This window comes from Streptomyces sp. NL15-2K, from assembly GCF_030551255.1.
Classification (GTDB): domain Bacteria; phylum Actinomycetota; class Actinomycetes; order Streptomycetales; family Streptomycetaceae; genus Streptomyces.
The window spans coordinates 943,737-969,725 of record NZ_CP130630.1; the positions used below are offsets into that span (position 1 = coordinate 943,737).

A 25,989-nucleotide genomic window follows, 5' to 3' on the forward strand; every position below is an offset into this window, starting at 1 on the left:
TGGCGTCGATGCGGCCGCCACGGATCACGCCGTGCCCTGCTCGAAGCGCCAGCATTTCGCTGCGCATAACAGTCATCTCCATGGAACCGCAAAAATGTGGGGAGTTGTGGGGAATTGTGGGGCGGGGGACAAGCTCAGTCGTCGCAGGGCAGGCCGCAGATGGATGAGCCATACCGGTCGGGGGGACGACACTGACGACTCGCCATACGCCAATGGCATGCTCGCGAGTCCAACTCTTGCCGTTGACCAGGTGTTTTGGGAATGAGAGATCACCGATGGCGGGCATAGACGAGATCAATACCGCCGCGCAAGCCATACCCCGAAGCCTTGGCCCGGACCGGCCGAAGCCATGCCCGCGCTGAGCATGGGCCTGCCGCTTGATGCCCGATCAGCTGTGCCGTGTGTCGCGGGGTGCGGTCTCTGCCGTACTGGCGGCGACCAGTTGGCCGGCCTCGGCCGCGGTCTTCCTCAGCCAGATGTGCGCGGGGTCACGTTCGTGCTGGGGGTGCCACCACAGGGATTCCACCAGCCGCCCGGTACCGAACGGCAGCTCGACGACGGCCGTGCCGCTGCCGACGCGAAACAGGCGGGCGGCGCGTTCGGGGACCACACCCACCCGGTCGGTGCCGGCGATCAGGTACGGCATGGCGAGGAAGTTCTCGATGACGATCTCGACCCGCGGTTCGATGCCCTGGACGTGCAGCCCGTGCAGGGGCGAGAAGCCGAACGGCGGGACGTGGTAGGGCAGCACCCAGGGACGTGCGGCGAGTTCCTCGGGGGTCGGCGGCCCCGAGTTGACGGTGTCGGAGGAGACGACGCACACCCAGCGATCCTCGTACAGATCGATGGCCGGGACGTTCGCCAACAGGCCCTGCGCCAGCAGCATGCCGTCAACGGTGCGCAGATGCTCCGGGGCGCGGCGGACGATGTGCGGGGTGTTGTGCTGGAACCGCAGCCGTACCCCCGGCGCCGCGACGCGCACCAGGGCGGCCAGCGTCCGGCCGAAGGTGGCCAGATGCATGTCCGTCACCACCAGGGTGAACTCGCGCAGCGCGTGGGCGGGGTCGAAGACGGGGCGGGTCTCGAAGACCCGGTCTGCCGAGCCGAGCGCCTGCGCCGCGTGTGCGGCCAGACGCTCGGCCAGCGGGGTGAGCTCATAGGTGTTCCCCACTCGGGTGAGCAGTTCGTCGCCGAAGTGGCGGCGCAGCCGGGCCAGCGCGGCGCTCACGGTGGGCTGGCTCAGCCCAAGCCGCTGGGCCGCCCGCGTCACACTGCGCTCCTGCAACAGGGCGTCCAACGGCACCAGCAGGTTCAGATCCAGACCCACGATGCCAGGCCTCCGCGCAGTATCGCTGTTGTCGACGGACAGCATAGGCGATCTCGGATTCTCAAAACTCCTGGTGAGCGGCGGGAATTGGGACCACGGGCACACCACGAACGGCTACGCCGCGGCCGAGAGACGACAACTGGACGAGCGGTCGTTCTAATGTACTCTAAAGTCATAGCAATGAACCATGAGTGTGCTCCGCTGTTCGACGCGGGCTGCTCTGTCGTCCGCCGTCGGACTCCGGCGATCTTTTGTCCGGCCTCGCGGGGCCCGTCGGACGGCAGCAACCGGGCCGCTCCACCCAACGCCGGGCGCACAGATCGCCCACAGTGATTCAAGGGAGTCCCATGACGAACCCGAGCACTCCGCCCTCCCGGCCCGACAAGCACGATCCGGCCACGCTCGCCTTCCAGACCCAGGCGGTGCACTGCGGGAACCAGGCCGACATCGGCACGGGAGCGATCCGTACACCGATCATCATGGCGAACTCCTACACCCTGCCGGAGGACCCGTTCACGCTCGACCCGGACAACCCTGACCTGCTCGTCTACACCCGCGAGTCCGGCGCGAACCAGCTCGGGCTCCAGGCCAAGCTCGCCACCCTGGAGGGAGGCGAGGACGCGGTCGTGCTGGGCAGCGGCGTAGCGGCCTTGTACGCCGTGTTCTTCACGCACCTACGCGCCGGGGACCACGTCATCGTCTCCGATGTCACCTACAGCGCCGTATGGCGGCTGTTCGCCGAGCTGCTGCCGGTCAAGTCGGGCATCGAGGCGACGTTCGTAGACGTCACCGATCTTGATGCCGTGCGCGCTGCGATGCGTCCCACCACGCGGATCATCCACACCGAGGTCATCGCCAACCCGACCGCCAAGACAGCCGACATCCAGGCCCTGGCCGACATCGCCCATGCGGCAGACGCACTGCTGACCGTGGACTCCACCTGCACACCTCCACCGCTGTTCCGACCGCTGGGACACGGCGCCGACCTGGTGGTCCATTCCCTGACCAAGTACATCAACGGGCACGGCGACGCGATGGGCGGAGCAGTCATCGGGACACGGGAACTGGTCCTCCCGATCAAGGCCGAGGCCATGGTCAACGTGGGCGCCGCCATCTCCCCGTTCAACGCATGGCTGATCTCACGCGGTTCGATCACGCTGCCCCTTCGCCTGCGCCAGCACCTCGCCGGCGCCCAGCGCGTGGCGGAATTCCTGGACAGTGACCCCCGCGTGCTGCACGTCGCCTACCCGGGACTCCCCTCACACCCGCAGCACGAGCTCGCCGAGCGACAGTTCGCCGGGCAGGGCTTCGGCGCACTGATCGCGTTCGCTCTCGATGCCGATCACGACACCCGCAATGCCTTCGTCAACAGCCTGCGGCTGATCACCTCCGCAGTGTCCCTGGGCCACGACGAGACCCTCATCGTCTACGAGGACACCGCCGCCGGCCGGGCCGCCATGTTCCCCGAGGTATTCCGCACCCACGGCCTGCTGCGCCTGGCGGTGGGACTCGAAGACCCCGAAGACCTCATCGCGGACTTGGCCGCAGCCCTGGACACGGCGGTACCCACGCCCTGACTCAGGCAGAAAGAAGCCTTTTCCACGCCCCGCAGCCACGACCCGATCGAAACGGACCACGCCCGTGCGCGCCGCCCCCGCCGGAACTGACCGACCGGCGGGGACCGGGACCGCGGCGCCGCCCCCGACGGCGCCCACCCGCCCGCCGCGCACGCCTCAATCCCCACGCCGTCCACCTGATGTCCTCTTCCGGGGTCACCGAACCACCGCGCTTCCCTGTGATCCGGACCGCGACCGACAGCGACTCAGCAGTCGATGGTGACCCCGGGCCCGGCGATCCGGGACACACAGGCACACATCTGACGGCCCTCTGCCCTCTGCCGGGAGGACAGGAACACGTCACGGTGATCGACGGTCCCGTCGGTCCCCAGTATCCGGACGCGGCACAGTCCGCATTCGCCGCGCAGACAGTCGTACATGATCTCGACACCGGCCGACTGCAGGGCGTCCAGCATGCTGGTGCCGACCGGGACTTGGACCGTCACACCGTGGCGTGGCACGGTGACCTGATACGGACGGGCGGGATGGCCGCCGCTCGTCCCGAACGTCTCGAACCGGAGGTCGGCGGGCGGCCGTCCGTCCTGCTGCCAGGCCTGGCGAACGTCCTTGAGCAGTCCCATCGGCCCGCAGACGTAGAGCACGCCGTTCCGAGGGACCCCGGCGACCGCCTCGGCGGGGCTCACGCGTCCTCCGTGTGCGGATTCGGCCAGGGTCACCAGGCCGGGGTGAGCGGACTCCAGTTCCGTCGTGAACGCCATGCGATCGCGTGACCGGCCGGCGTAGATGATCCGGTAGTCGCTGCCACGGGCGCGCAGGGCCCGGGCGAGCCCGAGGACGGGGGTGATACCGATTCCGGCGGCGAGCAGCACGCTGGGCGCCGCCCCCGGGTTGAGCGGGAACTCGTCGAAGGGGCCCATGACTTCGAGTTCGTCACCCGGTTTCAGCGAGTGCATCCACACGGATCCACCCCGGCTGTCCTGCTGCCGGCGCACGGCCATGCGCAGAAGACCGTCGTCGTGGCCCAGATCGACGAGGGAGTACGACCGGGTGTCGCTGCCGCCCGGAAGAGGCACGGTGACGTCCAGATGGCTGCCGGGCGGTGGTGTGGGTGCCGGGTCCGGCAGGCCGAGCGTGATCAGGACGGTGTCCGGCGCCACTTCGTCGCGGGCCTCGACGGTCGCCACGCGTTTCGTACCGCCGCTCATGCCGTCCGCCGTGTCGCGGCGGCGACGGACGCGAGCACGGTGGGGTGTGTACGCTCGCGGCCCTGCTCGGCGGCGACCTTGGCGTCGATGATGCGTCGCACCCACATGCCGCCGATGTCGATGTTGAGGTTGTAGAAGTCGTGGTCGGGGTTGGCCTCGATGGCCCGCTGCTGGGCGTTCAGCATGTCGGTGTCCTGGCCGAAGACGCGGGAGACGCTCTGCCGCAGGAGAGTCGTGAGCCCCTGGTCTCCGAGGTGGTAGTTGCGCGTGAACGCCCAGAAGTAGTGGCAGCTGCCGGGTCCGGCAGGCGTGATGGTGTTGAGCACCTGACCGTTGACGCCCGCGCTCCGGTCCCCCTGCGGCGCTCCTGTACCGACGGGCGCGACACCGACATCGATGGTGACCGTCGAGGGCGCGGTGAACCGGATGATCTGCCAGCGGTCGACCGGGCCGCGGTACTCCGGTGCCTTCCGCTTCAGCTGCATGCCCAGGAACGGGGGCGCCTCGATGCCGTGCATCCAGCGGGTGAGCGTGACCGAGTCCTCGTCGTGTTCCACGTCCGGTTCGGAGTCGGACAGTTCCTCGTTGGCGAGGCTGTCGGCGTGCAGGAACTGCTCGTGCGTCAGGTCCATCAGGTTGTCCAGCACCAGACGGTAGTCGCAGTCGAGTTCGATCAGCTCGCCGTCTCCGGCCCACGAGGGATCGTCGTTCCAGTGGAGATCGGGGACGAGCGCAGGGTCGGCCTTGTCGGGATCGCCGGGCCAGATCCAGACGTAGCGGTGCCGCTCGACGACCGGATAGGCGGTCACGGCAGCCGAGGGGTTGAGCGTCTCCTGGGCCGGCATCCGCGTGCAGCGCCCGTTGGGGCCGTACGCCAGTCCGTGGTAGCCGCACACCAGGTCGTCCCCGTCGAGTCGCCCCATCGACAGCGGGACGAGCCGGTGCCAGCACGCGTCGGCCAGGGCCACGGGCCTTCCCTCCCCCGTGCGGTACAGGACGACGGGGCGTTCGCAGATCGTGCGCGCGAGGAGCGTCCGGCCGACCTCGGTGTCCCAGGCCGCCGCGTACCAGGCGTTCAGCGGGTACATGCGGGGAGTTCCTCCCTGCGGAGCCGGTGCCGGGCGGGTCACTGGGGAACTCCGGGTCGCTCGGAGCCGGCCAGCCAGGCGGCGCCCTCCGTGTAGAGCCGGTCGACCGCCTCACCGACCAGGCCCGGCAGACCGGGCTTCACCGTGAATCCGGCCTTCGTCTGCACGTACCCGAGGTGGCGGTACCCGGCGGGGAACCGAGCGAGCAACTCGGGGTCGAGCTTGAGGGAGGCGGCGGGGTCTACGACGTCGAGGCGGTCCTTCTCGTAGATGGGCTGCCTGCGGACGATCGTCCACTCGCCGTCGTCCCGGGACAGGAAGTCGTAGAACCGGCCGGTGCACACCACGTCCACCAGCACGCCGTCGACCTCCGCCCGCTGACTGATCGTCATCTTGGTCTGCGCGATCGCGCGCTCCCCCGCCACATCCGAGGTGTGCCCGCCCAGGAAGTGGAGGATGCTGACCCCGTTCTCGAAGGCCTGCTTGCTGGCGGCGATGAACTCCGCGGCCGGGCCCTGAAGCCATGTGGCGCTCATCCACCCGTCCGGATGCCAGACGGTGGCGAAGCGTTCCCAGTCGCCGGCGTCCCGCCACAGCGCCCAGTTCTCCACCAGCTGCCTGATCTTTGCCTGATCCGCGTTCATCGAGATCTCCGTCTCTGATTGCCGGCATCGCTCGCCGGGCGCTTCCCTTGACCGAGCGGTCAAGCGTCCGGCTGCTCGGAGGCTTCTCCTTCGGACCGTTCCGGGTGGAGGCGGTCCAGCAGCCGCAGTCCCTCCTGCGCCCACTCCACTTCCGCGCGGGCGCGGGCGATGAGACCGTCGTACGCGAAGGCCTTGAACTCCACGACCGCCTCCTGCTCGCTCGGTGGCGTTCGCTCCAGGCGGGCCTGGAGCAGGGGAACGCGGCGCGCGAGGATGTCCTCGCGCTGCTTCTCGTACGACGCCAGGGCGTCTTCGTGGAACCGTGCGTGCGCCTCCAGTTGGGCACGCGCCGCTTGCGGACTCGCCCATTCGAAGTACGCCGCCTTGAGCCGCTGGGGGTCCCGCTCACGCCGCGGTTCCTCGACCTCCTCCACCCAGGCCCGCAACTGCTCTCGGCCGGCCTCGGTGAGGCTGTACCGGCGCTTCCTCGCGTGCTCGCCGCGAGGCACCTCCTCGCCGTCAACGAGACCTGCGGCCTCAAGCTTGCGCAGCTCGGGGTAGATCTGGGTGTGCGGCGCATGCCAGAGGTAGTCGACGGACACATCGAACTGCCTCATGGCATCGAAGCCCGTCATCGGCCGGGCGGCCAGCAGTGCCAGCAGTGCCATGCGCAGCGACATGGAGGGACCTCCGCAAGGGCCCGCGTTCACCGCCGAGCCGGACAGCTATTAATGTATCTCCATACATACCTGCGTCAAGGGTTCCGACAAAGCTCGCGGCACTGCGGCACTCAGGCGCTCCGCGCCTGCCACGCAGATGGTGGGGGGGGCGCCGCCCAGCGGGGTAGGCGTCCCGCGCGGCGTCGGCCGCCCGGTCGAGGTCGCGGCCCTGGGCGAGCCGTCCGGCTGCCACCGTCTCGTGGGGACGCGCGGGGTTGACCGCGGCCCCGCACTCGACGAGATGTCCTGTGCCCTGCAGCCAGAGCACTCCGTTCCGTCCATGGCTGTGGGACCGCGGCGGTGATTGGCTCGGCGTTCCCCATCCCCGCACACCCGGAGGACGATTCATGTCCGGTGTTTCCCAGCCGGTCGGCGGTCCCGATCTCGCGCAGGTGCGACGCGTTGTGAGCGAGATCCCGGGCCCGCGTTCCCGTGAACTGCTGGCCCGTCAGCGCGGCCTGGTGCCGGCCGGAGTCGGCGCGACCCTGCCTGTGTTCGTCGAGGCGGCCGGAGGCGGGGTGATCGTCGACGTGGACGGCAACTCCTTCATCGACTTCGGCAGTGGCATCGCGGTGACCACGGTCGGCAACTCCGCCCCGGCGGTGGCGGAGCGCGCGGCCGCGCAGCTGCGCCGGTTCACGCACACCTGCTTCCTGGTCAACCCGTACGAGTCGTATCTGGACGTGTGCGAGAGGCTGAACGAGCTGGCGCCCGTCCCCGGCCAGAAGCGCACGATCCTGGTGAACTCCGGCGCCGAGGCCGTGGAGAACGCGGTCAAGATCGCCCGTGCCGCCACCGGCCGCCCCGGCATCGTCGTCTTCGACCATGCGTTCCACGGACGCACGCTGCTCACCATGAGCCTCACCGCCAAGAACAAGCCCTACAAGCAGGGCTTCGGACCGTTCGCACCCGAGGTCCACCGGGCCCCGATGGCGTACCCGTACCGCTGGCCCACCGGCCCCGTCCGGTGTGCCGAGGAGGCGGCGTACGCGCTTGCGGATCTGCTCGACCGTCAGGTGGGCGCGGAGAACGTGGCCGCTGTCCTGGTCGAGCCGATCCAGGGCGAGGGCGGCTTCGTCGTCCCGGCTCCCGGATTTCTGGGCAGCGTCGCCAATATCTGCCGTGCCCGGGGCATCCTGCTGATCGTCGACGAGATCCAGGCCGGCATCGCGCGCACCGGCCGGATGTTCGCCTGCGAGCACGAGGGCATCCAGCCGGATCTGATCACGACCGCCAAGGGACTCGCCGGTGGACTGCCGCTGGGTGCGGTGACCGGCCGCGCCGAGCTGATGGACGCGGTGCCGGCGGGCGGTCTGGGCGGGACCTTCAGCGGCAACCCGGTGGCCTGTGAAGCGGCACTCGGCGTCTTCGAGGAGATCGAGGCGCATGACCTGCTGGAACGGGCCCGGGAGATCGGCGACACCATGCTGGAGCACCTGGGCGAGCTCGCCGACGCGTATGCGGCGATCGGTGACGTCCGGGGCCGGGGCGCAATGATCGCGATCGAGCTGGTGGAGCCGGAGGGTGACAGGGTGCCCGCTCCCGACCTCGCCACCCGCGTGGCCAGGCGCTGCCACGCGGACGGGCTGCTGGTCCTGACGGCGGGCAGCTACGGCAATGTGCTGCGGTTCCTGCCGCCTCTGTCGATCTCGGACGCCTTGCTGGAGGAGGGGTTGACCGTCCTGGGAGAGGCCATCGCCAAGGAGCTGGCCTCGACCGCGTGATCCTCGGTCAGCCGGTGCGGTCGCTGCCGCCGGGCTCCTGCCAGGCGGACAACGCCAGCAGGAGTTCGGCGCGCACGTGCGCCGAGTCGAGGTCCGCGCCGAGCAGGCCGCGCACCCGCTCGATGCGGTTGCGCAGGGTGTGCCGGTGCACGCCGAGATCCGCCGAGGCGGCCTCCCACTGGCCGTTGTGCTCCAGGAAGGCGCGCAGCGAGTGGAGCAGGTCGGTGCCGTGTGCGGTGTCGTGCGCGGCGAGCGGAGCCATCTGGGTCTCGGCCAGCGTCGCAAGGATCTTCCTGGTCTCGGGGGTGGCGGTGAGTATGCGGCCGGCCAGGGACTCGAACGGCACCACGGCCAGGCTGCCGCGGGCCTGGGCCGCCGAAGCGGCGTTCAGGGCCTCGGTCAGGGCCGCGGGCCCGTCGGTCAGATCGTGGACGGCGCTCAGGCCGGCCCACAGAGGCGGCCTCAGCCGCGCACGCGCGCCGTCCGTGGCCGTTTGTGCCGTGGCCGCGTGACCGGCCGGCAACAGCACCGCCGCGCATCCGGCGTGCCCATGGCCGAACAGGGGCAGGCCGCGCTCGGCCAGCTCCTCCCCCACGATCTGAAGGGACTGGCGTGGGCTGCCGCCGCGCAGGGCGAGGACACGGATGCCGTCACGGACGGGAAAGCCCGCCTCGGTCAGGTGGTCCCGGGCGAGGGGTGCGGCTACGGTGCCGTCCAGCAGCAGCCGCAGGAACAGACCGTTGACACGGTGCTGCTCGTCGCGCAGCGACAGGGGCTTCTCCGCCTCCAGCGCGACCAGCGATGCCGCGTGCCCGAGCAGAAGGTGGTCGACCGGAGTGAGAGCCCGCTCCGCCGCCACGACCAGACGGCCGTGAACACGCGGTCCCACGCGGACCTGCTGCACGGCCGTCACACCGCCCTGGCCGCTGCTCACCGCTGCCGTCGTCTGCTCCGCGGTGCCGAGACCGGCGAGCACGGCGGCCTCGGGTGCTGCGGCGCCGGGCGGATGGGCCGCGCGCACCTTGCTCTCCTGGTCCAGGAAAACGACGGATGTGCGGGTGGAGACGGCCAGCTCCCGTACCACCGCCTGGGCCCCGCCGCGCAGCGCGGCCCGGGTCATCCGCGGCTGGATGCGTGACGCCTGGACGACACCCTCGTACTGCTGCTGAGCCAGACGTTCCATGACCACCTTGGTGACGGCCACGAACGGCGTGGGCAGCGGCACCTCGAGCAACGGCAGCCCAGCCTCCTCGGCCGCGCCGACGAGCGCCTCGGGCACCTGCTCGTGCGACAGACCGACCCCGAAACCCAGAGCGGCCACCCCGGCTTTCGTGAGCCGGGTGACGTAGTCCGCGCAGGCTCCCGTGTCCGCCGCCAGCCGGAGACCGGTGGTGAGCACCAGCTCACCACCGGTCAACCACGGTGCCGGGTCCGCGAGTTCGATACTGTGCGCCCAGACCACGTCCCGGTCCAGGCCGCCGCGGCCCGCCAGCACCCGCAGACGCAGATCCTGGCGCCGCGTCAGCCAGGCAAGCGGTACGCCCACCGCCCTCACCATCCATGACATTCAAAAATGGAGGTAAAGAGCTGCCGGAATCGTCCGGTCAGCGCTCCACCGCGAACGTGAAGTCGTACGCGCTTCCCTTGGCGTCGCGGGCGTGCAGGTACATCTGCCCGCGCGCCGTACGCCACTTCCCCGTTCCGCCGGTGATGGCGAGCGTGGAGTCGGCCGCGTCGTAGAACGGGCCCTGGACGACGATCGATCCGCCGCTCAGCGTCGTCGTCCAGCTGCACTCCCATGCCGTGCCGACCTTGGTCCGCACACAGGAGCCCTGGGAGTCGCCGACCTTGCTCCCTGCCGTGTCGTAGACGGGGTTTCCGAAGGCCAGCGTGTCCCCGATGCTGTCGCCGCGCGGTCCGAGGTCGACGACCGTGTCGGTGTCGGCGTGCTCGATCACGGTGAAGGTGATGGCCTTTCCGTGTCGGCTGGTGGACTGCGGTTCAGCCTGAGCGGCGGAGAGTCCCACGGCGGCAAGCACGCAGACGGTGCCGCCGACTACGGCGGCGAGACGGAACTTCCTCATGGTCACCAGCCTCCTTCGGCACGGCGGTCGTAGCGCACTTCGCTGTCTCCCAGATCGAAGACGAGCAGCTTGGACTCGGTGAAGGTGTCGAGGAACCAGCCGGAGAGTTCGCGGCCGACGCCACTCTTGCCGGTGCCGCCGAAGGGGGCGAGCTGGTCCCAGTAGTTGCTGGTCTCGTTGACGTTGACAGTGCCGTGCTGCAGAGCCTCACCCACGCGCCAGGCGGTGGCGAGGTCCCGCGTCCACAGGGACGCGATCAGTCCGAGGTCGCTGGAGTTGGCGATCTCCACGGCCTCCCGCGCCGAGGAGACCTTGATGACGGGAGCGACCGGGCCGAAGGTCTCTTCCTGGGCGATGCGCATCTCGGTCGTGACGCCGGTGAGGACAGTGGCCGGGAAGAAGAGCCCCTCCTCCTTGCCGAACTGCACGACATCCGCGCCCTTGCTCCGGGCGTCCTCGACGTGTTCCGCGATGCGCCGCAGCGTGGCCTCGTTGCGTACGGGGCCCATGTCGGTGTCCTCCAGGGCCGGGTCGCCGACGCGGAGCCCGGCGGCACGGGCGGTCAGCTTGGCGACGAACTCGTCGTGGACGTCCTCGTGGACGAGGAGCCGTTCCGCCGAGGTGCAGACCTGTCCCGCGAAGTAGAAGCAGCCGTTGATCGCCGCATCCACCGCGGCATCGATGTCGGCGTCGGACAGGATGATGAAGGGCCCGTCGCCTCCCAGTTCGAGCAGGTGCGGGCGCAGAGCGGCGGCGCGGGCGATGCGTTCGCCGGTGGCGGTGGAGCCGGTGAAGAACAGCCCGTCGACGTCCGGGTGTTCGACGATGGCCGCCCCGACGTCGCCGAATCCGTGCACCACGTTGATCACACCGTCGGGCAGTCCGGCCTCTGCGAAGATCTCCGCCACGAGGTTGCAGCTGATCGGGGCGTATTCCGAGGGCTTCCAGACGGCCGTGTTGCCGGCGGCGACGATGTGCGCCAGCGCGATCGAGGAGATGTCGGTGGGGAAGTTGTACGGGGTGATGACGCCGACGACGCCGAGCGGGCGGTGGTTCATGACCAGCCGCTTGTTGTTCGTCTGCTCCTGCGTGGAGGGGAACGACAGGCCCCGGTGGCGCAGGACCTCCTCACCGGCCTTCTGCCAGGCGGGGGCCGCGTACTCGATGACCTCCTCACGGGCCTCCGCGACGGTCTTGCCGATCTCCAGCGTCAGCACCCGGGCGATGTCCTCGGCGCGCTCGGCGAAGAGCGCGTGGACCCGGCGCAGGATCTTGACCCGTTCGATGAGGGGCGTCGCGGCCCACTGCGGTTGCGCCCGCCGGGCGGCCTCCACGGCGCGCTCGGCGTCCTGGGCGTCACAGCGGGTCACCTGCGCGATGAGCTCACCGGACTGCGGGGAGTGCACCGGGAAGGTGCCCGCGCCGCCGTCCTGCCATGAACCGTCGACCAGAGCCTGCGTGGGCAGGGTTGTGGACATGTTGGTCTCCACCTTCGGATGTCACCGTCGCGCAGCGCGCGACGGACGGATGGGAAGCGGGGCGGGAAGCTGGGCTGCCGACGCGCCTCAGACGGAGGCGGGCGCCGAGGCCGGCTCCTGTGCGGCCGCTGCGGACAGCGCGTCTCCCGCCGGGGCGTCACCACGCTCCTGCGGCTTGGCGAGGGCCATGTACACGGCCCCCACGCCCACGACGACGACGCCGCTGACCAGGACGATGTAGTTGTCGTACCAGGGCGTGCCGGGCGTGCGCGGCCAGCTGATGTTGACGAGCGCGACAAGGCCGTAGACCAGGGCGCCGATCGTGACCGGAAGCGCCCAGCGCCCCAGCCGGTACTCGCCGGACGGCCGCCAGCCGCGCAGCCGCGCCCGCAGCGATGCGAGGACGACCATCTGGAAGGCCAGGTAGATGCCGAGCGTGGAGAAGGAGATGATCTTCACCAGGGCGTCGGCGGAGTACGCGGAGGCCACGATGATCAGCCCGGGGACGACCGCCGCGAGCAGCAGGGCGTACGGAGGCACCCGCAGCCGCTCGGAGAACGCCGACAGCACGCGGCTGCCGACGATCATGCGGTCGCGGGCGAAGGAGTAGGTCAGCCGGCTGGCGGCGGCCTGCAGGCTCATCGCGCAGGAGATGAAGGACAGCAGGACGACGACCAGGACGGCGCGGGCGCCGCCGCTGCCGAAGGCGTCGGTCAGCACGGTGGTCACCGGGTCGGCGTCCTTGCCCGAGATCACCGCGCCGAAGTCGCTGACGGCGAGGATGAGCGCGAGGCACACGGCCGTCGCGGCGGCCCCGCCGATGTAGATGGTGCGCCGCATGGAGGTAGGGATGCGCCGCCCGGGGTTGGGCACCTCCTCGGCCACGTCTCCGCACGCCTCGAAGCCGTAGTACTGGAAGACACCGATGAGCGAAGCTGCCGCGAAGGCGTAGAAGTACGAGTGGCTGCCCTGCGAGCCGAAGCCGTCGAACAGCACGCCAAGACCGTGATGGCGGTTGGCGATCAGGAGCCAGGCGCCCACCACGACGGCCCCGACGATCTCGGCCACGAACCCGAACACGGCGACGGCGGAGAGCACCTTCGTGCCGCCGAAGTTGATGACCGTCGCGAGCAGGAGGAGTCCCAGCGCGCAGAGGATCGTCGTCGTGGTGCTGGAGGAGAAACCGAACACCGCGGCCACGTACGGTCCGGCGCCGTAGGCGACCGCCGAGATGGTGGAGAGCAGCGCGAGAAGGTAGATCCAGCCGGTCATCCACCCCCACTTACGGCCCCACAGGCGCCGGGCCCACGGGTACACCCCGCCGGCCACCGGGAACTGGGCGACGACCTCGCTGAAGACCAGGGCCACCAGCAGCTGACCGACACCCGCGATCACGAAGGCCCAGATCATCGGCGGACCGCCGGCCATCAGGGATGCGGCGAACAGGGTGTACACGCCGACGACGGGCGAGAGGTAGGTGAATCCCAGCGAGAAGTTCGCCCACAGGCTCATGTCCCGTTTGAACTCGGACGCGTACCCGAGAGCGGCAAGTCGCTGGGCGTCGGCGTCTGCTTCAGCCGGGGGTGGCGGGGACTGCGTGGCTTCGTTCATCGACGGGCTCCTTGAGGAAACACGTTGTGAGCGGGATGGCGGCGGGGTGGCCGTGGGGGAGGCCGACGAGGACCGGGATGTGTCCGGCATGTCGAATGCGCGAAAACCTAATACATTCAAGTTCAAAGGACAATGGTTTCGCTGTTACCCTGGGAGCGATCTCTCGTTACGGATCTTTGACTTCAGAGGAGGGGCCGTGGCGGCAGTGGACGGCCGCTCGCCGGTGATGAGCGCCGCCTTCGCGCCCCTGAGTGACTCCGGCCGAGCGGACATGGTGGTCCGCCGGATCGCAGAAGCGGTCACCATCGGGCTGATGACGGATGGGGAGCAGCTCCCCAGCGAAAGCGACCTCGCCTGTCAGCTCGGTGTCGCCAACGGCACGGTCCGAGAGGCTCTAGCCATCCTGCGCGAGCAGGGACTCGTCGAGACGCGGCGCGGCCGCAACGGCGGAAGCTTCATCCGCAGCCCGGAGGAGGGCCTGACTCGGATCCACCTGGCCCGCCTGAGGGGACTGGGCATCTCGGAGCTGCGCGATCTCGGCGACGAGCAGTTCGCCGTCTCGGGCACCGCGGCCCGCCTCGCCGCCGACCGCGCCCCCTCCGACCTGGCGAAAGACCTGGACCACCTGGTCACGGCCCTGCGCAAGGCCGAGTCCCCCGCCGAACGGCGCAAGGCCGACGCCCGCTTCCACATCGAGGTGGCCGTCGCCGCGCAGTCCGTCCGTCTGACGCGGCTGGAGGTCCGGTTGCAGGCGGAGCTCGGGCCGCTTTTGTGGCTGCCAGGGGGCGACGGGCCCGACGCGTCGGCCTTCGCCGACCAGCATCACGAGATCCTGGTGGCGATCATGGCCGGAGACGCCGCGGAGGCGCGCCGCCTCGCCGAGGCACACACGGTTGTCGGCACTCGCCATCTGGTACGTACACACCTACGTTTGACCGACGCCTGACCCGGTGGCGCACGCCACGCCGCCCTCCTTGACGGAGCACAGTGATGACCAGCACCCCAGCCACCGGCATCCTCCAGTGCAGCGCGTCCATCCGGGACGCGGTGGAATCCGTCTTCTCGGCGCTGGCAGTCCTGGAGGCCGCAGCGCGAGAACGCCTGAGCGCGGCCGGCCGGGAGAGCAGGCATCCCGGGACGAGCGACCTCGCCGCCCTGCGGCCGACCATCCAGACCCTGCTCCGCGAGCAGGGCGAGCGATTCAACGGCACGGGCGTGGTCATGGCACCCGACGCGCTCACCGACGCCGCCTTCCACCTCGAGTGGTGGCAGCGGGCCGGAGACCAGGCCGCCCGGCCGCTGCGGCTGAACCTGGACCCGCGGAGCGAGAGTTTCTACGACTACACGCTCAAGCCGTGGTTCGTGATCCCCCGCGACGAGGGCCATGGCACGGTCATGGGGCCCTATGTCGACCTGCACTGCGCCGGCCTCTACATCCTCACCTTCACCAGGCCGTTGACGGTGCACGGTGAGTTCGTCGGCGTCGTCGGGGCCGACGTCCCGGTGGCCGCCTTCGAGCAGATCGTCATCCGCTCCCTCAAACACCTGGGCGGCGAAGCCGTGGTGATCACCAGCGAGGGCCGGGTCCTGGCCGCGAACACACCCACATGGGCCGTCGGGGAGATCGCGCGCGAACTGCTCGGTCATGAGGCCGCGGTGGAGCGCGCAGCGGTGCCGGCTCCGGAGGTCGACTGGAGCGTGGTCCGCGTGGAGTCCTCGGCCCTCGGCTGAGTGGGCACAACGCCACAAGTAGTTGGCCTGTCCAACAAGACCGCCGGTAAGGTCGTCGACGTGACAGGGGAAGAGACGACACCAGGAAAGTCGGAAGCAGCGTCCGGCAGGCAGCAGCGCCGAAGGCACCCCGATGATCCCGGTCGTCAGCGGGATCCGGTGGGCACCCGACGCGCCATTCTGGCCGCGGCCGGCGCGGAGTTCGGCGCCCACGGTTTCGACGGGGCCCGGGTCGTACGTATCGCGGAGGCGGCCGGCGTCAGCCATCAGCTGATCACCTACTACTTCGGGGGAAAGCGTGGGCTGTACGAGGCGCTGAGCGAGCAGTGGCTCGAGGAGTCCATCCGCGTCAGCCAGACCCACACCTTCGCGGAGGCCGTACGGCGCTACGTCCGCTGGGCCGGGGAGGACCCGGCGTGGGTGCACACGCTGACGCGCGAAGAGCCCGGCACGCGCCCACCGGCCGAGGACGAGCGGGCCGCCGAGCTGTTCAAGCATGTCGAGGAACTCCGCGAGCGGCAGGCGCGCGGGGAGTTCCGCGGCGACCTCGACGTCGGGGCCATGGCCCTTGTCTTCTTCGCCGCCTCGATCGCTCCGGTGGCCGTCCCGTGGATCGCTCGTGAACTCACTCAGCAGGACCCCGCCTCACCGGAGTTCCTCGACCACTACGCGGAGCAGGTGGGCCGGATCATCTCCGCACTCGCCGAAGCGACACAGGCGACGCGGGACGAGGGCCCGCCGGTGAACGGCGAGCCCAAGGACTGACGACGACGGCTGCCGGGCCCGGGAGCCCGGATGCTCAGCCCGGCGGCAGCCGCCTGGCCATCTGCAGGTGCGCCAGCAGCCAGCCGCCCGACTCGGCCGCCACCCAGACCCGGCTGACGGCGGCCTGGATGACGAACGGGGTCAGTTCCGGCACGAAGGCGACCCGCATCTCCTGCAGACAGCTCACCACGGCCGTGGTGCCGAATCGCCCGACAGTCACGTCGTAGGTGTCCACCTGACTGGTCCGGCCCAGGCGGGCCGCGTACCGCAACCAGTCGTCCACACCATGGATGTGGCCCACCGCCGAGTGCACGACCACGCAGTCGGGATGCATCAGGGCACGAAGGCTCTGCTCCGGATCCGGGAGCGTCTGTGCGGCGAGCCATGCGGCCTCGGCCTCCTCGACCGTGGCCGGTGCGGGGGCAGGGGCCGGGTCGGGGCGGTCCGTCGCTGCTGTCGCCTTTGTCGATGAGTCGGTCACAGTTCAAGCTCCAGGATCGGGGTCCTCGACCGCGAGGAGCACGGGGTGAACAGTCCCTCCGCGCGCTCCTCGTCGGTCAGGACGTCGTCTCGGTGATCGGGCTCGCCGGCACGCACCCGCACGATGCACTCGCCGCAGATCCCCTGCCCGCACGAGTACGGGGCCTCGACCCCGTTCGCCAGCAGGACGTCGAGGACGCTCTGGTCCTCGGAGACGAGGTATTCCGCTCCCGTCGAGGACAGGCGCACGGTGAAGCCGCCCCCGTCGGGCTCCGCGGCGGACGGCGAGGCGCTGAAGCGTTCCTTGTGCAGGGCGGACGCGGGCCATCCCAGCTCGGCCGCCCGTCCCAGCACGTAGTCCATGAACCCACCGGGACCGCAGACGTAGACCGCGGTGTCGGGGGCGGGCTCCCCCAGGTCGCGCCCCGGGTCGAGGAGCTGCTCCGGCGCCTGGTCGTCGAAGTGGAAGGTGACCCGCGGATGTTCCTCCAACTCGGCGAGGAAGGCCGCCTCGCTCCGGCTGCGCACGCAGCAGTGCAGGTGGAAGTCGCCGCCGGCGGCGTCGAGGGTCTGGGCCATCGACAGCAGCGGAGTGATGCCGATGCCACCCGCGAGGAGCACATGCCGACGCGCGGACGTCAGGCCGAAGCGGTTCCGCGGTGCGGCGATGCGCAGCGTGTCGCCCTCGGCGAGGGCGTGCATGGCGCGTGAACCGCCGCGCGACGCGGGCTCGTTGAGCACCGCGAGCCGGTACTGCTTGCGGGTGCCCGGAGGTCCGCACAGGGAGTACTGCCGGATCAGTCCCGCCGTACCGACAGTTACGTCGATGTGGGCGCCGGGCTCGTACTCCCACAGCTCGCCGCCGTCGGCCCGGGCGAGGTCGAAGACCGCGATTCTCGGCGTGGCGTCGTACCGGGCCACGACGACCGCGTCCGTCCAGGTGGTGCTCACGCCTCGGTCACGCCCCTGCCGCCACGTCCGGGGCGCTCGGGGTCGGGACAAGCTCGCCCTCTTCCTCCCGCCGGATGAAGAGACCGGCCTCCACGCGGCGGACCGGATCGCCGGGAGCGCCGACGCCGAGCGGGGTCCGTCCGGCCTCGACGTCGTCCAGCATCGTGCGCAGCATGCGCCGGAGCATGACGACGCCCTTGTCGGAAGGCGCCAGGGTCTCCTCGGAGTGCTGGGTGATGTCGCCCTGCGAGCGCTGGGCCTCGTAGTCGCCGGGGAAGCGCTGCTTCTCCTCGTCGGTCAGCTCCCAGCCGTCCTTGCCGTTCTGCTTGATGCCGAACATGAAGGAGGTGGCCCGCTCCGGGCCGGCCGCGCGGATCGAGAAGACCAGGCGGTGGTGTGTGTCGTCGGCCGGGACCACCCAGATCAGCATGTCGTTGCGGCCGTCGGGCGTGGACTTGACGAAGTTGGGCAGGGCGACGATGTTCGGCAGCATGCACTGCGCCGTCCACTCCAAGTCGACGAGCGCACCGTCGGGGCCCTTGGCGTCCTGGTAGCGCCAGACGTACCCCACGCCGAGGTCGGTGCGGTGGTAGGTGGTGCGCTCCGCGGCGGTGCGGTGGTCGTAGTAGCTCTCGGGAAAGCCGATCGTCCCGGTGCCCTCGAACTGGTACCCGCTGTGGTTGGAGTGCAGCCACGCCGCGTGCACGGGGTCGACGGCGTTCTCGAACAGCTGGAGCCAGTTGTAGTCCTGCTCCAGGCCGACGACCTCGGCGCCGGGGACCATCCAGCTGGTGCAGTAGCTCTCGCCCTCCCCGAGGGGCTCCAGGCTGTCGAAGCGCGGCAGTGGGGGTTTGAGCTCGGGCGGGCCCATATAGACGAAGACCAGGCCGTACCGCTCCTCCACCGGGTACCACGGCTGACGTGCGAGATTGCGACGGCGGCCGCCGTCGAGTTCACAGGCCTGGTCCAGGCAGTGGCCCTGCACGTCGAACTTCCAGCCGTGGTAGCAGCAGCGGATGCCGTCCTCTTCGACGCGGCCGAAGAAGAGGCTGCTGCCGCGGTGCGAGCACCGCTCGAAAACGACGCCGGGGCGGCCCTGGCCGTCCCGGAAGACGATCAGGTCCTCGCCCAGTAGGCGGGCGCGGTGCGGAACATCGCTGGTCAGGGCGGTGGAGCTGGCGATCGGCTGCCAGTAGCGGCGCAGTGCCTCGCCCATGGGCGTGCCAGCGCCGACCTCGGTCAGGCGGGCGTCATGAGAGGAGGGCTTGCGCCCGTAGCCGGTACCCGTGTCGGTCACGGTCGTGTCGGTCATGATCAACCATCTCCTCGGCATTGAGGCAGGGGGACGCGTGGCTGAGGGCCACCGGCGGATAGTGGTGGCGAGCCTGCGGCCGAGGCCCTTCCCCGGCTCGGGCAGACGCGGCAGGCGGTGCGGCCCACGTGGCGCTTTAGCCGTTGTACGACTCTGATGAAAAACTGTCAATGGCTTCGACCTGCTTTGATGAATTACTTGCAGGCCTCTGTTGAATCAATGAGAGCCCTGTTACGTTGAGCCTGCGCCGAGGCAATGAGCCGGTCGCGGACGTACTGCCGCCTCGCGATCACATCTGAGAACACGCCGCGCGAGTGACTGCCTCCCGCGCTTCCCGCACCTCAGCCTCCACCGCGCGTTCGTACCAGGCCCCGAAGGAGACGATGATGTCTGGACCTTCCGCATGAGCGCCGGGCACGGCGCCGAGTACGACTACATCGTCGTCGGCGCGGGCACGGCCGGCTGTGTTCTTGCCGCGCGACTGTCCACCGACCCAGGCACACGCGTGCTGCTGATCGAGGCCGGCCCGCCCGCCGATCGCGGTCTGCTCGTTCAACTGCCCCTGGGAGTCGGGCTGTTGTCAGGGCGCAAGGACATAAGCTGGGGATACGAGACGGAGCCCGAGCCGGGCCTCAACGGCAGATCCATCCCCGTCCCGCGCGGCCGGCTGGTCGGCGGCACCGGATCGATCAACGGCTCGACCCATGTCCGCGCTCACCGCCTCGACTACGACGACTGGGTCAAGTCCGGTGCCACCCACTGGGGTTGGGATGACCTACTGCCCTACTTTCGCCGCTCGGAGAGCAGTTGGCGCGGGGACACCGAGCACCACGGCGGGTATGGACCCGTCACCGTGTCGACCTCCGTCCGACGAGGCCCCTTCGGCCGGCGTCTCGACCGCGCCGCCCGCTCACTGGGCATCGAGTTCCCCGACGACACCCAGAGCGGGGACCCCACCGGAGCAGGCCAGATCGAGAACGCCATCCACCGCGGCCGACGGCACAGCACCGCCGCCGCCTACCTGCGCCCCGCGCTACGGCGACGGCCCAACCTCACCCTGCTCACCGGGGTGCTGGTGGACACGCTCGTCCTCGAGGACGGACGCGCCACCGGCGTCCGGGTCGTGAAGGGCGGACACGATCGGACGATCCGGGCCGCCCGCGAGATCGTGGTCTGTGCGGGCGTCTACAACTCGCCGCAGCTGCTGATGCGTTCGGGCATCGGACCGGCGGATCACCTGCGCGACAGCGGCATCGAACCGGTGGCGGACCTGGTCGGCGTCGGCGCCAATCTCCAGGATCACCCGGCGGCACCCGTGCTGTTCGACGTCAAGGATCCGGTGACCTTCCACGAGCACCTGCGCGCCGACCGGGCGGCGGTGGGCGCGCTCCGCTGGCTCGTCACCGGGAACGGTCCGCTCGCGCAGATGCCGGAGTTCCTCTCCGCGTACATCCGCACCCGCCCCGACCTGGACCGTCCCGACGGGTTCCTCGGCATCCTGGCCGGCGGTTTCGGCGCCCGGCCCTGGTTCCCCGGCATACGCCCGCTGAAGGACCGCCACTGCGTGGCCCTCAACGCCGTCGCGACCCCCCGCAGCCGCGGCGAGGTCCGGCTGCGTTCCGCCGACCCGGCCGCGGCTCCGCGCATCACCTTCAACCTGCTCACCGAGCCGGAGGACGTCGCCGCCCTGCGGGAGACGGTGCGTACCACGCTGGCCATCCTGCGCAGTCCCGAGGTCGCCCCGATGATCGGCGCGGAACTCGCACCGGGCCCCGATGTGCGCACCGACCAGGACTTCGAGCGCTATCTGCGGGAGACCGGCTACTCCGCCAACCACGCCTGCGGCACCTGCGCCATCGGCACCTCCGAGAACGCCGTCGTCGACCCCGAACTCCGGGTGCGCGGCATCGCCGGACTGCGCGTCGTCGACGCGTCGGTCCTGCCGAGCGTGCCCGGGGCGAACATCAACGCCACCGTCATCGCCGTCGCCGAGAAGGCGTCGGACCTGATCCGCGGGGTGCCGGTGGCCGGTTCCGGGGTCACCGGAACCCCGCTTCGTGAGAGGACCGCAGGATGAGGGAGCCCCTGACCTACGCCATCGCGCACGGCGCGGCCGAGGCCGCGCTGGACGCCGCCCGGGCCGGTGGCGCGCGCATCTGCGTGGTGGTCGTCAACCGCGGGGGCACCACCAAGGTGCTGCTCAGTGACGACGGAGTCGGCCCCATCGGGGTCGAGACCGCGCGCCGCAAGGCTTACACAGCCGCCGTCACCGGCATGCCGACCGCGGCGTTCGCCGAGTTCGCGGCGTCCCCCGCGATGGCGGTCGCGCCCGTGCACCTCGTCGACGCCGGCCTCCTCCCAGTGCCGGGCGGGGTGCCGATCACCGTGGACGACGGCGAGGTCATCGGCGGAATCGGGGTGGGTGGCGCCGACGGGGCCACCGACGACCGTCTCGCGGTGGAGGCGCTGAAGAGCATCGCGGCGCTGCTGGCATAAGCGCGAACACACAAGCTCACCTGACGGGACACCAGCACAAGGAGCAGATGATGATCGAAGACACCCTGGTGGTCGAGGGCGTGGCCCACGACTACAACTTCCTGACCGAGAACTGCGTCAATCCGGCCTTCGGCCGCGCGATCGGCGAGCACATGTACCACCTGCACGAGAAATTCGGCGGGCCCGGCTACGCCGTCGAGAAGTCGCTCTACCTCGACCACGGCGCGGGCGCCGAAACCATCGGGCGGGCGATCCTCGCGGAGAGCCAGTCCGACATCATCGTCTACCACGAGACCCCGATCTACGGACACTTCCGCGACGGCGGCTCCGCGCTCTCCACCGGCCTCGAGATGCGGGAGCTGTGGCCGAACCGGGTGCTGGTCTACGGGGCGGTGTCCCCGTTGCGGCCGGGTGCGGTGGACCGCGTCGACGAACTGGTCGACGTGCACCACGTCAACGCTCTCAAGCTCTACCCGATCGACCTGGTCGAGGGCCGGGTCACCTCGCTGGACATGAGTGACCCGGAAGTGTGTTTCCCGGTGTTCGAGCGGGCCCAGGAGCGCGGGCTGAAGGTCATAGGGATCCACAAGGCACTCCCGGTCGGGCCCGGTCCGGCCTCCGCCCTGCGGATCGACGACATCGAGGGGGCCGCGGCGGCGTTCCCCGACCTGACCTTCGAGGTGGTGCACGGCGGGCTGGCGTTCGTCGAGGAAACAGCCATGTTGATGGAGTGTGCCCCGAACGTCATGGTCAACCTGGAAGTCACCTCCGCTCTGGCGCGCACGGCACCGCGCCGGTTCGCCGAAGCGATGGGAGCCTTCCTCGCCGTACCCGGCGGGGCCAGGCGCATCATCTGGGGCACCGGAGTCATCGCGGCCCATCCGCGCCCGCTGATCGAGGCGTTCTGGGATCTCGAAACACCGCAGGACCTGATCGAGGAACGCGGCGTGGAGCCGCTGACCAGGGAAGTGAAGAAGGCCATCCTCGGCAGCAACTTCCTGCGTCTGCACGGCATCGACGAGGACAAGTTGCGGACCACGATCGCCGGCGACGAGTTCGACACCACCGAGCTGGCACCGCCGTGGGGCGGGAAGGTCCAGCCCGAGCCGGTGGCGGTGGCGTGATGAGCGGCGTCACCGAGGACCGCGTCCGGAACGTGCTCAACGGGATCGTCGACCCGTGCAGCATCACCGCGGGTGTCCCGGCCGGGATGGACGACATGGGGCTGATCACCGGCATCCAGGTGCGCGATGACGGCTCGGGCGGCCGGCGGATCAGCGTGACGTTCGGACTCACCGACCCGACCTGCATGCTGCTGGGCTCGTTCGCCAACGAGGCCCGCGAACGGCTCTCCGCGCTACCGGGCGTCACCGGCGTCGACGTCACGCTGGACCACGAACTGGAGTGGACCGAGGACAGGTTCGCCCCGCACTATCGACAGCGGCTCGCCGAGCACCGCGAGGGGAGGCGTCGTGACCTCCCTCTCCTGGCCGTGACCACGAGGGGACGAGCCGGTGACCAGTGAGACCGCACAACAGCCGCCCAGCTCCGACCTCACGGCTGTGCTGGCGAACAACGCCGACGTCATGGGCCGTTTCATGGAAGGGCTCAGCCGGGCGCCCCGTCCTCCCGAGAGGGTCGACCCTGCTCCCGTCCGGGTGGTGCGCGACCTCGTCTTCAGCACTCCGCCCGGCGCCGAGGGCCGTACGGAGCTGCGGATGGACCTGTACCTGCCGCGGTCCGCACCGACCCCCACCCCCGTGATCGTGTGGCTTCCGGGTGGCGGCTGGCGCACTCAACGGCGTGGTTACGGCCCGCAGTTGACACGACTCTTCGCCGAACGCGGGTACGCCATGGCGGACATCGAGTACCGGTCCTCCGAGATCTCTCCCTGGCCGGCCCAACTGCACGACGTGATCGCCGCATTGCGCCACCTGCACGACATCGCGGACACCTATGGCTTGGACCCGGCGTCGATCGGGCTCTGGGGCAGCTCGGCCGGCGCGCACCTGGCACTGCTCGCGGCCTTCGCGGGCGACGCCGACGGCTCCCTCGACACCGGCAGCTCCCTCGCGGCGCCCGGCGTACGAGCCGTGGTGGCGGGCTATCCGCCCACCGACCTGCTGCATCTCAACGACGACTCCCTGCCCGGTGGAGTGCTGGGCGTGGATCCCTCCGACCCGGCCTGGGGACTGCTGGGCGGACACCCGTCGGACCGGACCGCCACCGCCGTCGAGGCCAGCCCGGCCCGGCAGGCCCGCCCTCATGTCCCGCCCGTGCTCCTGCTGCACGGCGACGCCGACCTCCTCATCGGCCCGGCACAGAGCCGCCGACTCCACAACGCGCTGATCGCCGCGGGCGCCGAGTCCCACCTGCTGCTGGTGCACGGCGCCGACCACGGCTTCCTCAACACCGGCGCCTGGGAACTGAACCCCATGACGGCCACCGTGCTGTCCTCCCGCACTCCGGACGCCGAACGCTCCGTGCTGCTGACCCCCGCGCTGATCGAGCGCTTCTTCGACCGCCACCTGCGAACGGACCCATGGAATGCCTGACACACCACCGCGCTACGACGACATCGGCCACGCCCTCTCCCGTCTCGCGCTCGCCGCAGTCTTCGTCTCCGGAGGCCGCCACGTCTGGCAGCACCCGGACGGCCCCGCGCAGGGGGCGGAAACCTTCCTGAAGCGGTGCCGCCGCGCGGTGCCCCTCCTGGACCGGTTCACCGACCGCCAACTGGTGCGCGCCAACGCGGCCGTGCACATGACCGCCGGAGCGACACTCGCGGCCGGCATCGCCCCCGCGGCCTCCGCCACGGCACTCACCGGCTCGCTCGTGCCCACGACCCTCGCCGCCTTCCCGTTCTGGGCCCAGCCGGACGGCCCGCAACGCGTGCGCCAGCAGGGCGACTTCCTCAAGAACCTGGCCCTGGCCGGCGGCCTGCTCGCGGTCATGGTCAACAGCGAGCGACGAACCAAGTAGACGGCGCGACCGACGCCCCCGCACCGGACGCGCCGGGAGAACGAACGCCTCTGACGGCATCCGCCGGCCTCAGTAGCCCCGGTCGACCCACTCTCGCAGATGTGGAGACTCGGCGCCGATGGTGCTCGGCTCGCCATGGCCGGTGCGGACCACCGTCTCGGGCGGCAGGACGAGGAGCCGGTCGCGGATGGAGCGGATGATCGTCGGGAAGTCGGAGTACGACCGCCCGGTGGCCCCCGGTCCGCCTGCGAACAGCGTGTCGCCGGTGAACACCGTGCCCAGGTCCGGGGCGTGCAGCGAGATCGCTCCAGGCGTGTGGCCAGGGGTGTGAAGCACCGTCAGTTCGATTCCGGCCACGGTGATCCGGCGCATGTCCGAGAGATAGCCGTCCGGCTTCCGGTCGGGGTGGGTGTGCTTCCACAGCAGGCGGTCGTCGAGATGGATCAGGATCGGCGCACCGGTCGCGTCGGCGAGCGCGGGAGCGGCGTCTATGTGGTCGTCGTGGCCATGGGTGCACACGATGGCCCGAAGCCGCCGGTCGCCGACGGTGGCCGCGATGGTGTCGGCGTCGTGAGCGGCGTCGATGACGATCGCCTCTTCGTCGTCGCCCACGATCCACACGTTGTTGTCGACGTCCCAGGTGCCGCCGTCGAGGCTGAAGGTGCCGGACGTGACCAGATGCTCGATACGGGCGGCCGTCACAGCATGACCACCGAGCGGAGCACGTCGCCCTTGTGCATCCGGGCGAAGGCGTCCTCGACCCCGTCCAGGGCGATCGTCTCGCTGACGAACGCGTCGAGGTCCAGACGGCCCTGGAGGTACAGGTCGATCAGCAGGGGGAAGTCGCGGGAGGGCAGGCAGTCGCCGTACCAGCTCGACTTCAGCGCCCCGCCCCGCCCGAAGACATCCAGCAGCGGCAGTTCCAGCTTCATTTCCGGCGTCGGCACGCCGACGAGGACGACCGTGCCGGCCAGGTCGCGAGCGTAGAAGGCTTGCTTGTACGTCTCCGGGCGGCCGACCGCCTCGATGACCACATCCGCGCCGAAGCCACCGGTCAGCTCGCGTACCGCCTCCACCAGGTCCCGTTCACGTGAGTTGACGGTGTGCGTGGCACCCAAGGATGCCGCGGTGGCTAGCTTGCGCTCGTCGATGTCCACCGCGATGATCTTCGCGGCGCCCGCCAGCCGGGAGCCCACCACCGCCGCGTCGCCGACGCCGCCGCAGCCGATGACGGCCACGGAGTCACCACGGTTGACCGCACCGGTGTTGATCGCCGCGCCGATGCCCGCCATCACGCCACAACCCAGCAGGCCCGCGGCGGCCGGTGACGCGACGGGGTCGACCTTGGTGCACTGTCCCGACGCCACCAGGGTCTTCTCGGCGAAGGCACCGATGCCCAGGGCCGGGGACAGCTCGGTGCCGTCGGTGAGGGTCATCTTCTGCTGGGCATTGTGGGTGTCGAAGCAGTACCAGGGCCTGCCGCGCAGACAGGCCCGGCACTGGCCGCACACCGCGCGCCAGTTGAGGATCACGAAGTCACCGGGCTCGACATCGGTCACACCGTCGCCGACCGACTCCACGACACCGGCGGCCTCGTGGCCGAGGAGGAACGGGAACTCGTCGTTGATGCCACCCTCACGGTAGTGGAGGTCGGTGTGACACACACCGCACGCCTGGATCCGTACCACCGCCTCCCCCGGCCCCGGATCGGGGATCACGATCGTCTCGATGCCGACCGGCTCGCCCTTCGCCCGCGCGACGACGCCTCGTACCTGCTGGGACATTGTTGGATTTCCTCACTTCTATGGAATGGAC

Annotated in this window: 25 protein-coding genes; 11 read left to right on the plus strand and 14 right to left on the minus strand. The window is 70.2% G+C overall.

What is annotated here, in order from left to right; all coding sequences use genetic code 11:
- Positions 1–388 precede the first annotated feature (388 nt).
- Positions 389–1,327, minus strand: coding sequence for a LysR family transcriptional regulator (locus Q4V64_RS03860; RefSeq protein WP_124437176.1), 939 nt, complete (start codon positions 1,325–1,327; stop codon positions 389–391).
- 347 nt (positions 1,328–1,674) lie between these two features.
- Here Q4V64_RS03860 and Q4V64_RS03865 point away from each other — a divergent pair, with 347 nt between their 5' ends.
- Complete coding sequence (locus Q4V64_RS03865; protein WP_124437177.1) at positions 1,675–2,904, plus strand: aminotransferase class I/II-fold pyridoxal phosphate-dependent enzyme; 1,230 nt, start codon at positions 1,675–1,677, stop codon at positions 2,902–2,904.
- A 245-nt stretch (positions 2,905–3,149) separates the two neighbouring features.
- Here the strand turns inward: Q4V64_RS03865 and Q4V64_RS03870 are convergent, their stop codons facing one another.
- Genes Q4V64_RS03870 through Q4V64_RS03885 form a run of 4 tightly spaced genes read right to left on the minus strand, consistent with a single transcriptional unit; the run spans position 3,150 to position 6,521 of the window.
- Complete coding sequence (locus tag Q4V64_RS03870) at positions 3,150–4,109, minus strand: PDR/VanB family oxidoreductase (protein ID WP_124437178.1); 960 nt, start codon at positions 4,107–4,109, stop codon at positions 3,150–3,152.
- Positions 4,106–5,197 carry an aromatic ring-hydroxylating dioxygenase subunit alpha gene (locus tag Q4V64_RS03875; protein WP_124437179.1) on the minus strand — a complete coding sequence of 364 codons (1,092 nt, stop codon included), beginning with the start codon at positions 5,195–5,197 and terminating at the stop codon, positions 4,106–4,108. Before Q4V64_RS03875 ends, Q4V64_RS03870 begins: the two co-directional genes overlap by 4 nt.
- Positions 5,198–5,235: 38 nt before the next feature.
- On the minus strand, positions 5,236–5,841 hold the full coding sequence (locus Q4V64_RS03880) for a nuclear transport factor 2 family protein (RefSeq protein WP_124437180.1): 606 nt from the start codon (positions 5,839–5,841) through the stop codon (positions 5,236–5,238).
- 59 nt (positions 5,842–5,900) lie between these two features.
- Entirely contained in the window at positions 5,901–6,521 is a 621-nt protein-coding gene (locus Q4V64_RS03885) for a helix-turn-helix transcriptional regulator (protein WP_124437181.1), read from the minus strand.
- Positions 6,522–6,907: 386 nt separating this feature from the next.
- Between Q4V64_RS03885 and gabT the strand changes: the two genes are divergently transcribed.
- Positions 6,908–8,284, plus strand: a complete 1,377-nt coding sequence (gene gabT / locus Q4V64_RS03890; RefSeq protein ID WP_124437182.1) for a 4-aminobutyrate--2-oxoglutarate transaminase — start codon at positions 6,908–6,910, stop codon at positions 8,282–8,284.
- Between the two features lie 7 nt (positions 8,285–8,291).
- On the opposite strand, the gene Q4V64_RS03895 is transcribed toward gabT, so the two are convergent.
- The 4 genes from Q4V64_RS03895 to Q4V64_RS03910 all read right to left on the minus strand — a co-directional run bounded on the left by Q4V64_RS03895 (position 8,292) and on the right by Q4V64_RS03910 (position 13,457).
- A complete protein-coding gene (locus tag Q4V64_RS03895; protein ID WP_253266670.1) occupies positions 8,292–9,830 on the minus strand; it encodes a PucR family transcriptional regulator in 1,539 nt (512 codons plus the stop codon).
- Between the two features lie 58 nt (positions 9,831–9,888).
- Entirely contained in the window at positions 9,889–10,368 is a 480-nt protein-coding gene (locus Q4V64_RS03900) for a dirigent protein (RefSeq protein WP_253266671.1), read from the minus strand.
- 2 nt (positions 10,369–10,370) lie between these two features.
- Complete coding sequence (locus Q4V64_RS03905; RefSeq protein WP_124437185.1) at positions 10,371–11,846, minus strand: aldehyde dehydrogenase family protein; 1,476 nt, start codon at positions 11,844–11,846, stop codon at positions 10,371–10,373.
- 87 nt (positions 11,847–11,933) lie between these two features.
- Entirely contained in the window at positions 11,934–13,457 is a 1,524-nt protein-coding gene (locus Q4V64_RS03910; protein WP_124437186.1) for an amino acid permease, read from the minus strand.
- A gap of 196 nt (positions 13,458–13,653) precedes the next feature.
- Here Q4V64_RS03910 and Q4V64_RS03915 point away from each other — a divergent pair, with 196 nt between their 5' ends.
- The 3 genes from Q4V64_RS03915 to Q4V64_RS03925 are packed head-to-tail and all read left to right on the plus strand — an operon-like array spanning position 13,654 to position 15,953.
- Positions 13,654–14,403, plus strand: a complete 750-nt coding sequence (locus Q4V64_RS03915; protein WP_253266672.1) for an FCD domain-containing protein — start codon at positions 13,654–13,656, stop codon at positions 14,401–14,403.
- 44 nt (positions 14,404–14,447) lie between these two features.
- Positions 14,448–15,188, plus strand: coding sequence for a cache domain-containing protein (locus Q4V64_RS03920; protein ID WP_124437187.1), 741 nt, complete (start codon positions 14,448–14,450; stop codon positions 15,186–15,188).
- Positions 15,189–15,248: 60 nt separating this feature from the next.
- The gene (locus Q4V64_RS03925; RefSeq protein ID WP_303708910.1) at positions 15,249–15,953 is read left to right on the plus strand and encodes a TetR/AcrR family transcriptional regulator; all 705 of its coding nucleotides are present in this window, start codon (positions 15,249–15,251) and stop codon (positions 15,951–15,953) included.
- 34 nt (positions 15,954–15,987) lie between these two features.
- Here the strand turns inward: Q4V64_RS03925 and Q4V64_RS03930 are convergent, their stop codons facing one another.
- The 3 genes from Q4V64_RS03930 to Q4V64_RS03940 are packed head-to-tail and all read right to left on the minus strand — an operon-like array spanning position 15,988 to position 18,696.
- Positions 15,988–16,434 (minus strand): nuclear transport factor 2 family protein, encoded by a 447-nt coding sequence (locus Q4V64_RS03930; RefSeq protein ID WP_124437189.1) that lies wholly within the window; start codon positions 16,432–16,434, stop codon positions 15,988–15,990.
- Entirely contained in the window at positions 16,431–17,384 is a 954-nt protein-coding gene (locus Q4V64_RS03935) for a PDR/VanB family oxidoreductase (protein ID WP_124437190.1), read from the minus strand. Before Q4V64_RS03935 ends, Q4V64_RS03930 begins: the two co-directional genes overlap by 4 nt.
- 7 nt (positions 17,385–17,391) lie before the next feature.
- A complete protein-coding gene (locus Q4V64_RS03940; RefSeq protein ID WP_124437191.1) occupies positions 17,392–18,696 on the minus strand; it encodes an aromatic ring-hydroxylating dioxygenase subunit alpha in 1,305 nt (434 codons plus the stop codon).
- 403 nt (positions 18,697–19,099) lie between these two features.
- Here Q4V64_RS03940 and Q4V64_RS03945 point away from each other — a divergent pair, with 403 nt between their 5' ends.
- Genes Q4V64_RS03945 through Q4V64_RS03970 form a run of 6 tightly spaced genes read left to right on the plus strand, consistent with a single transcriptional unit; the run spans position 19,100 to position 24,174 of the window.
- Positions 19,100–20,773: a GMC family oxidoreductase N-terminal domain-containing protein gene (locus Q4V64_RS03945; RefSeq protein WP_124437192.1), complete on the plus strand. Its 1,674-nt coding sequence runs from the start codon at positions 19,100–19,102 to the stop codon at positions 20,771–20,773.
- Positions 20,770–21,192: a heme-binding protein gene (locus Q4V64_RS03950; RefSeq protein WP_124437193.1), complete on the plus strand. Its 423-nt coding sequence runs from the start codon at positions 20,770–20,772 to the stop codon at positions 21,190–21,192. Before Q4V64_RS03945 ends, Q4V64_RS03950 begins: the two co-directional genes overlap by 4 nt.
- A 47-nt stretch (positions 21,193–21,239) precedes the next feature.
- Positions 21,240–22,316: an amidohydrolase family protein gene (locus Q4V64_RS03955; protein ID WP_253266673.1), complete on the plus strand. Its 1,077-nt coding sequence runs from the start codon at positions 21,240–21,242 to the stop codon at positions 22,314–22,316.
- Entirely contained in the window at positions 22,316–22,717 is a 402-nt protein-coding gene (locus tag Q4V64_RS03960) for an iron-sulfur cluster assembly protein (RefSeq protein ID WP_124437194.1), read from the plus strand. Before Q4V64_RS03955 ends, Q4V64_RS03960 begins: the two co-directional genes overlap by 1 nt.
- Positions 22,707–23,747, plus strand: coding sequence for an alpha/beta hydrolase (locus Q4V64_RS03965; protein WP_253266674.1), 1,041 nt, complete (start codon positions 22,707–22,709; stop codon positions 23,745–23,747). Before Q4V64_RS03960 ends, Q4V64_RS03965 begins: the two co-directional genes overlap by 11 nt.
- Complete coding sequence (locus Q4V64_RS03970) at positions 23,740–24,174, plus strand: DoxX family membrane protein (protein ID WP_124437195.1); 435 nt, start codon at positions 23,740–23,742, stop codon at positions 24,172–24,174. The genes Q4V64_RS03965 and Q4V64_RS03970 overlap by 8 nt, the downstream gene beginning before the upstream one ends.
- Positions 24,175–24,243: 69 nt before the next feature.
- Here the strand turns inward: Q4V64_RS03970 and Q4V64_RS03975 are convergent, their stop codons facing one another.
- Entirely contained in the window at positions 24,244–24,876 is a 633-nt protein-coding gene (locus Q4V64_RS03975; protein WP_124437196.1) for an MBL fold metallo-hydrolase, read from the minus strand.
- On the minus strand, positions 24,873–25,958 hold the full coding sequence (locus Q4V64_RS03980) for an S-(hydroxymethyl)mycothiol dehydrogenase (protein WP_124437197.1): 1,086 nt from the start codon (positions 25,956–25,958) through the stop codon (positions 24,873–24,875). Before Q4V64_RS03980 ends, Q4V64_RS03975 begins: the two co-directional genes overlap by 4 nt.
- Between the last annotated feature and the right edge of the window lie 31 nt (positions 25,959–25,989).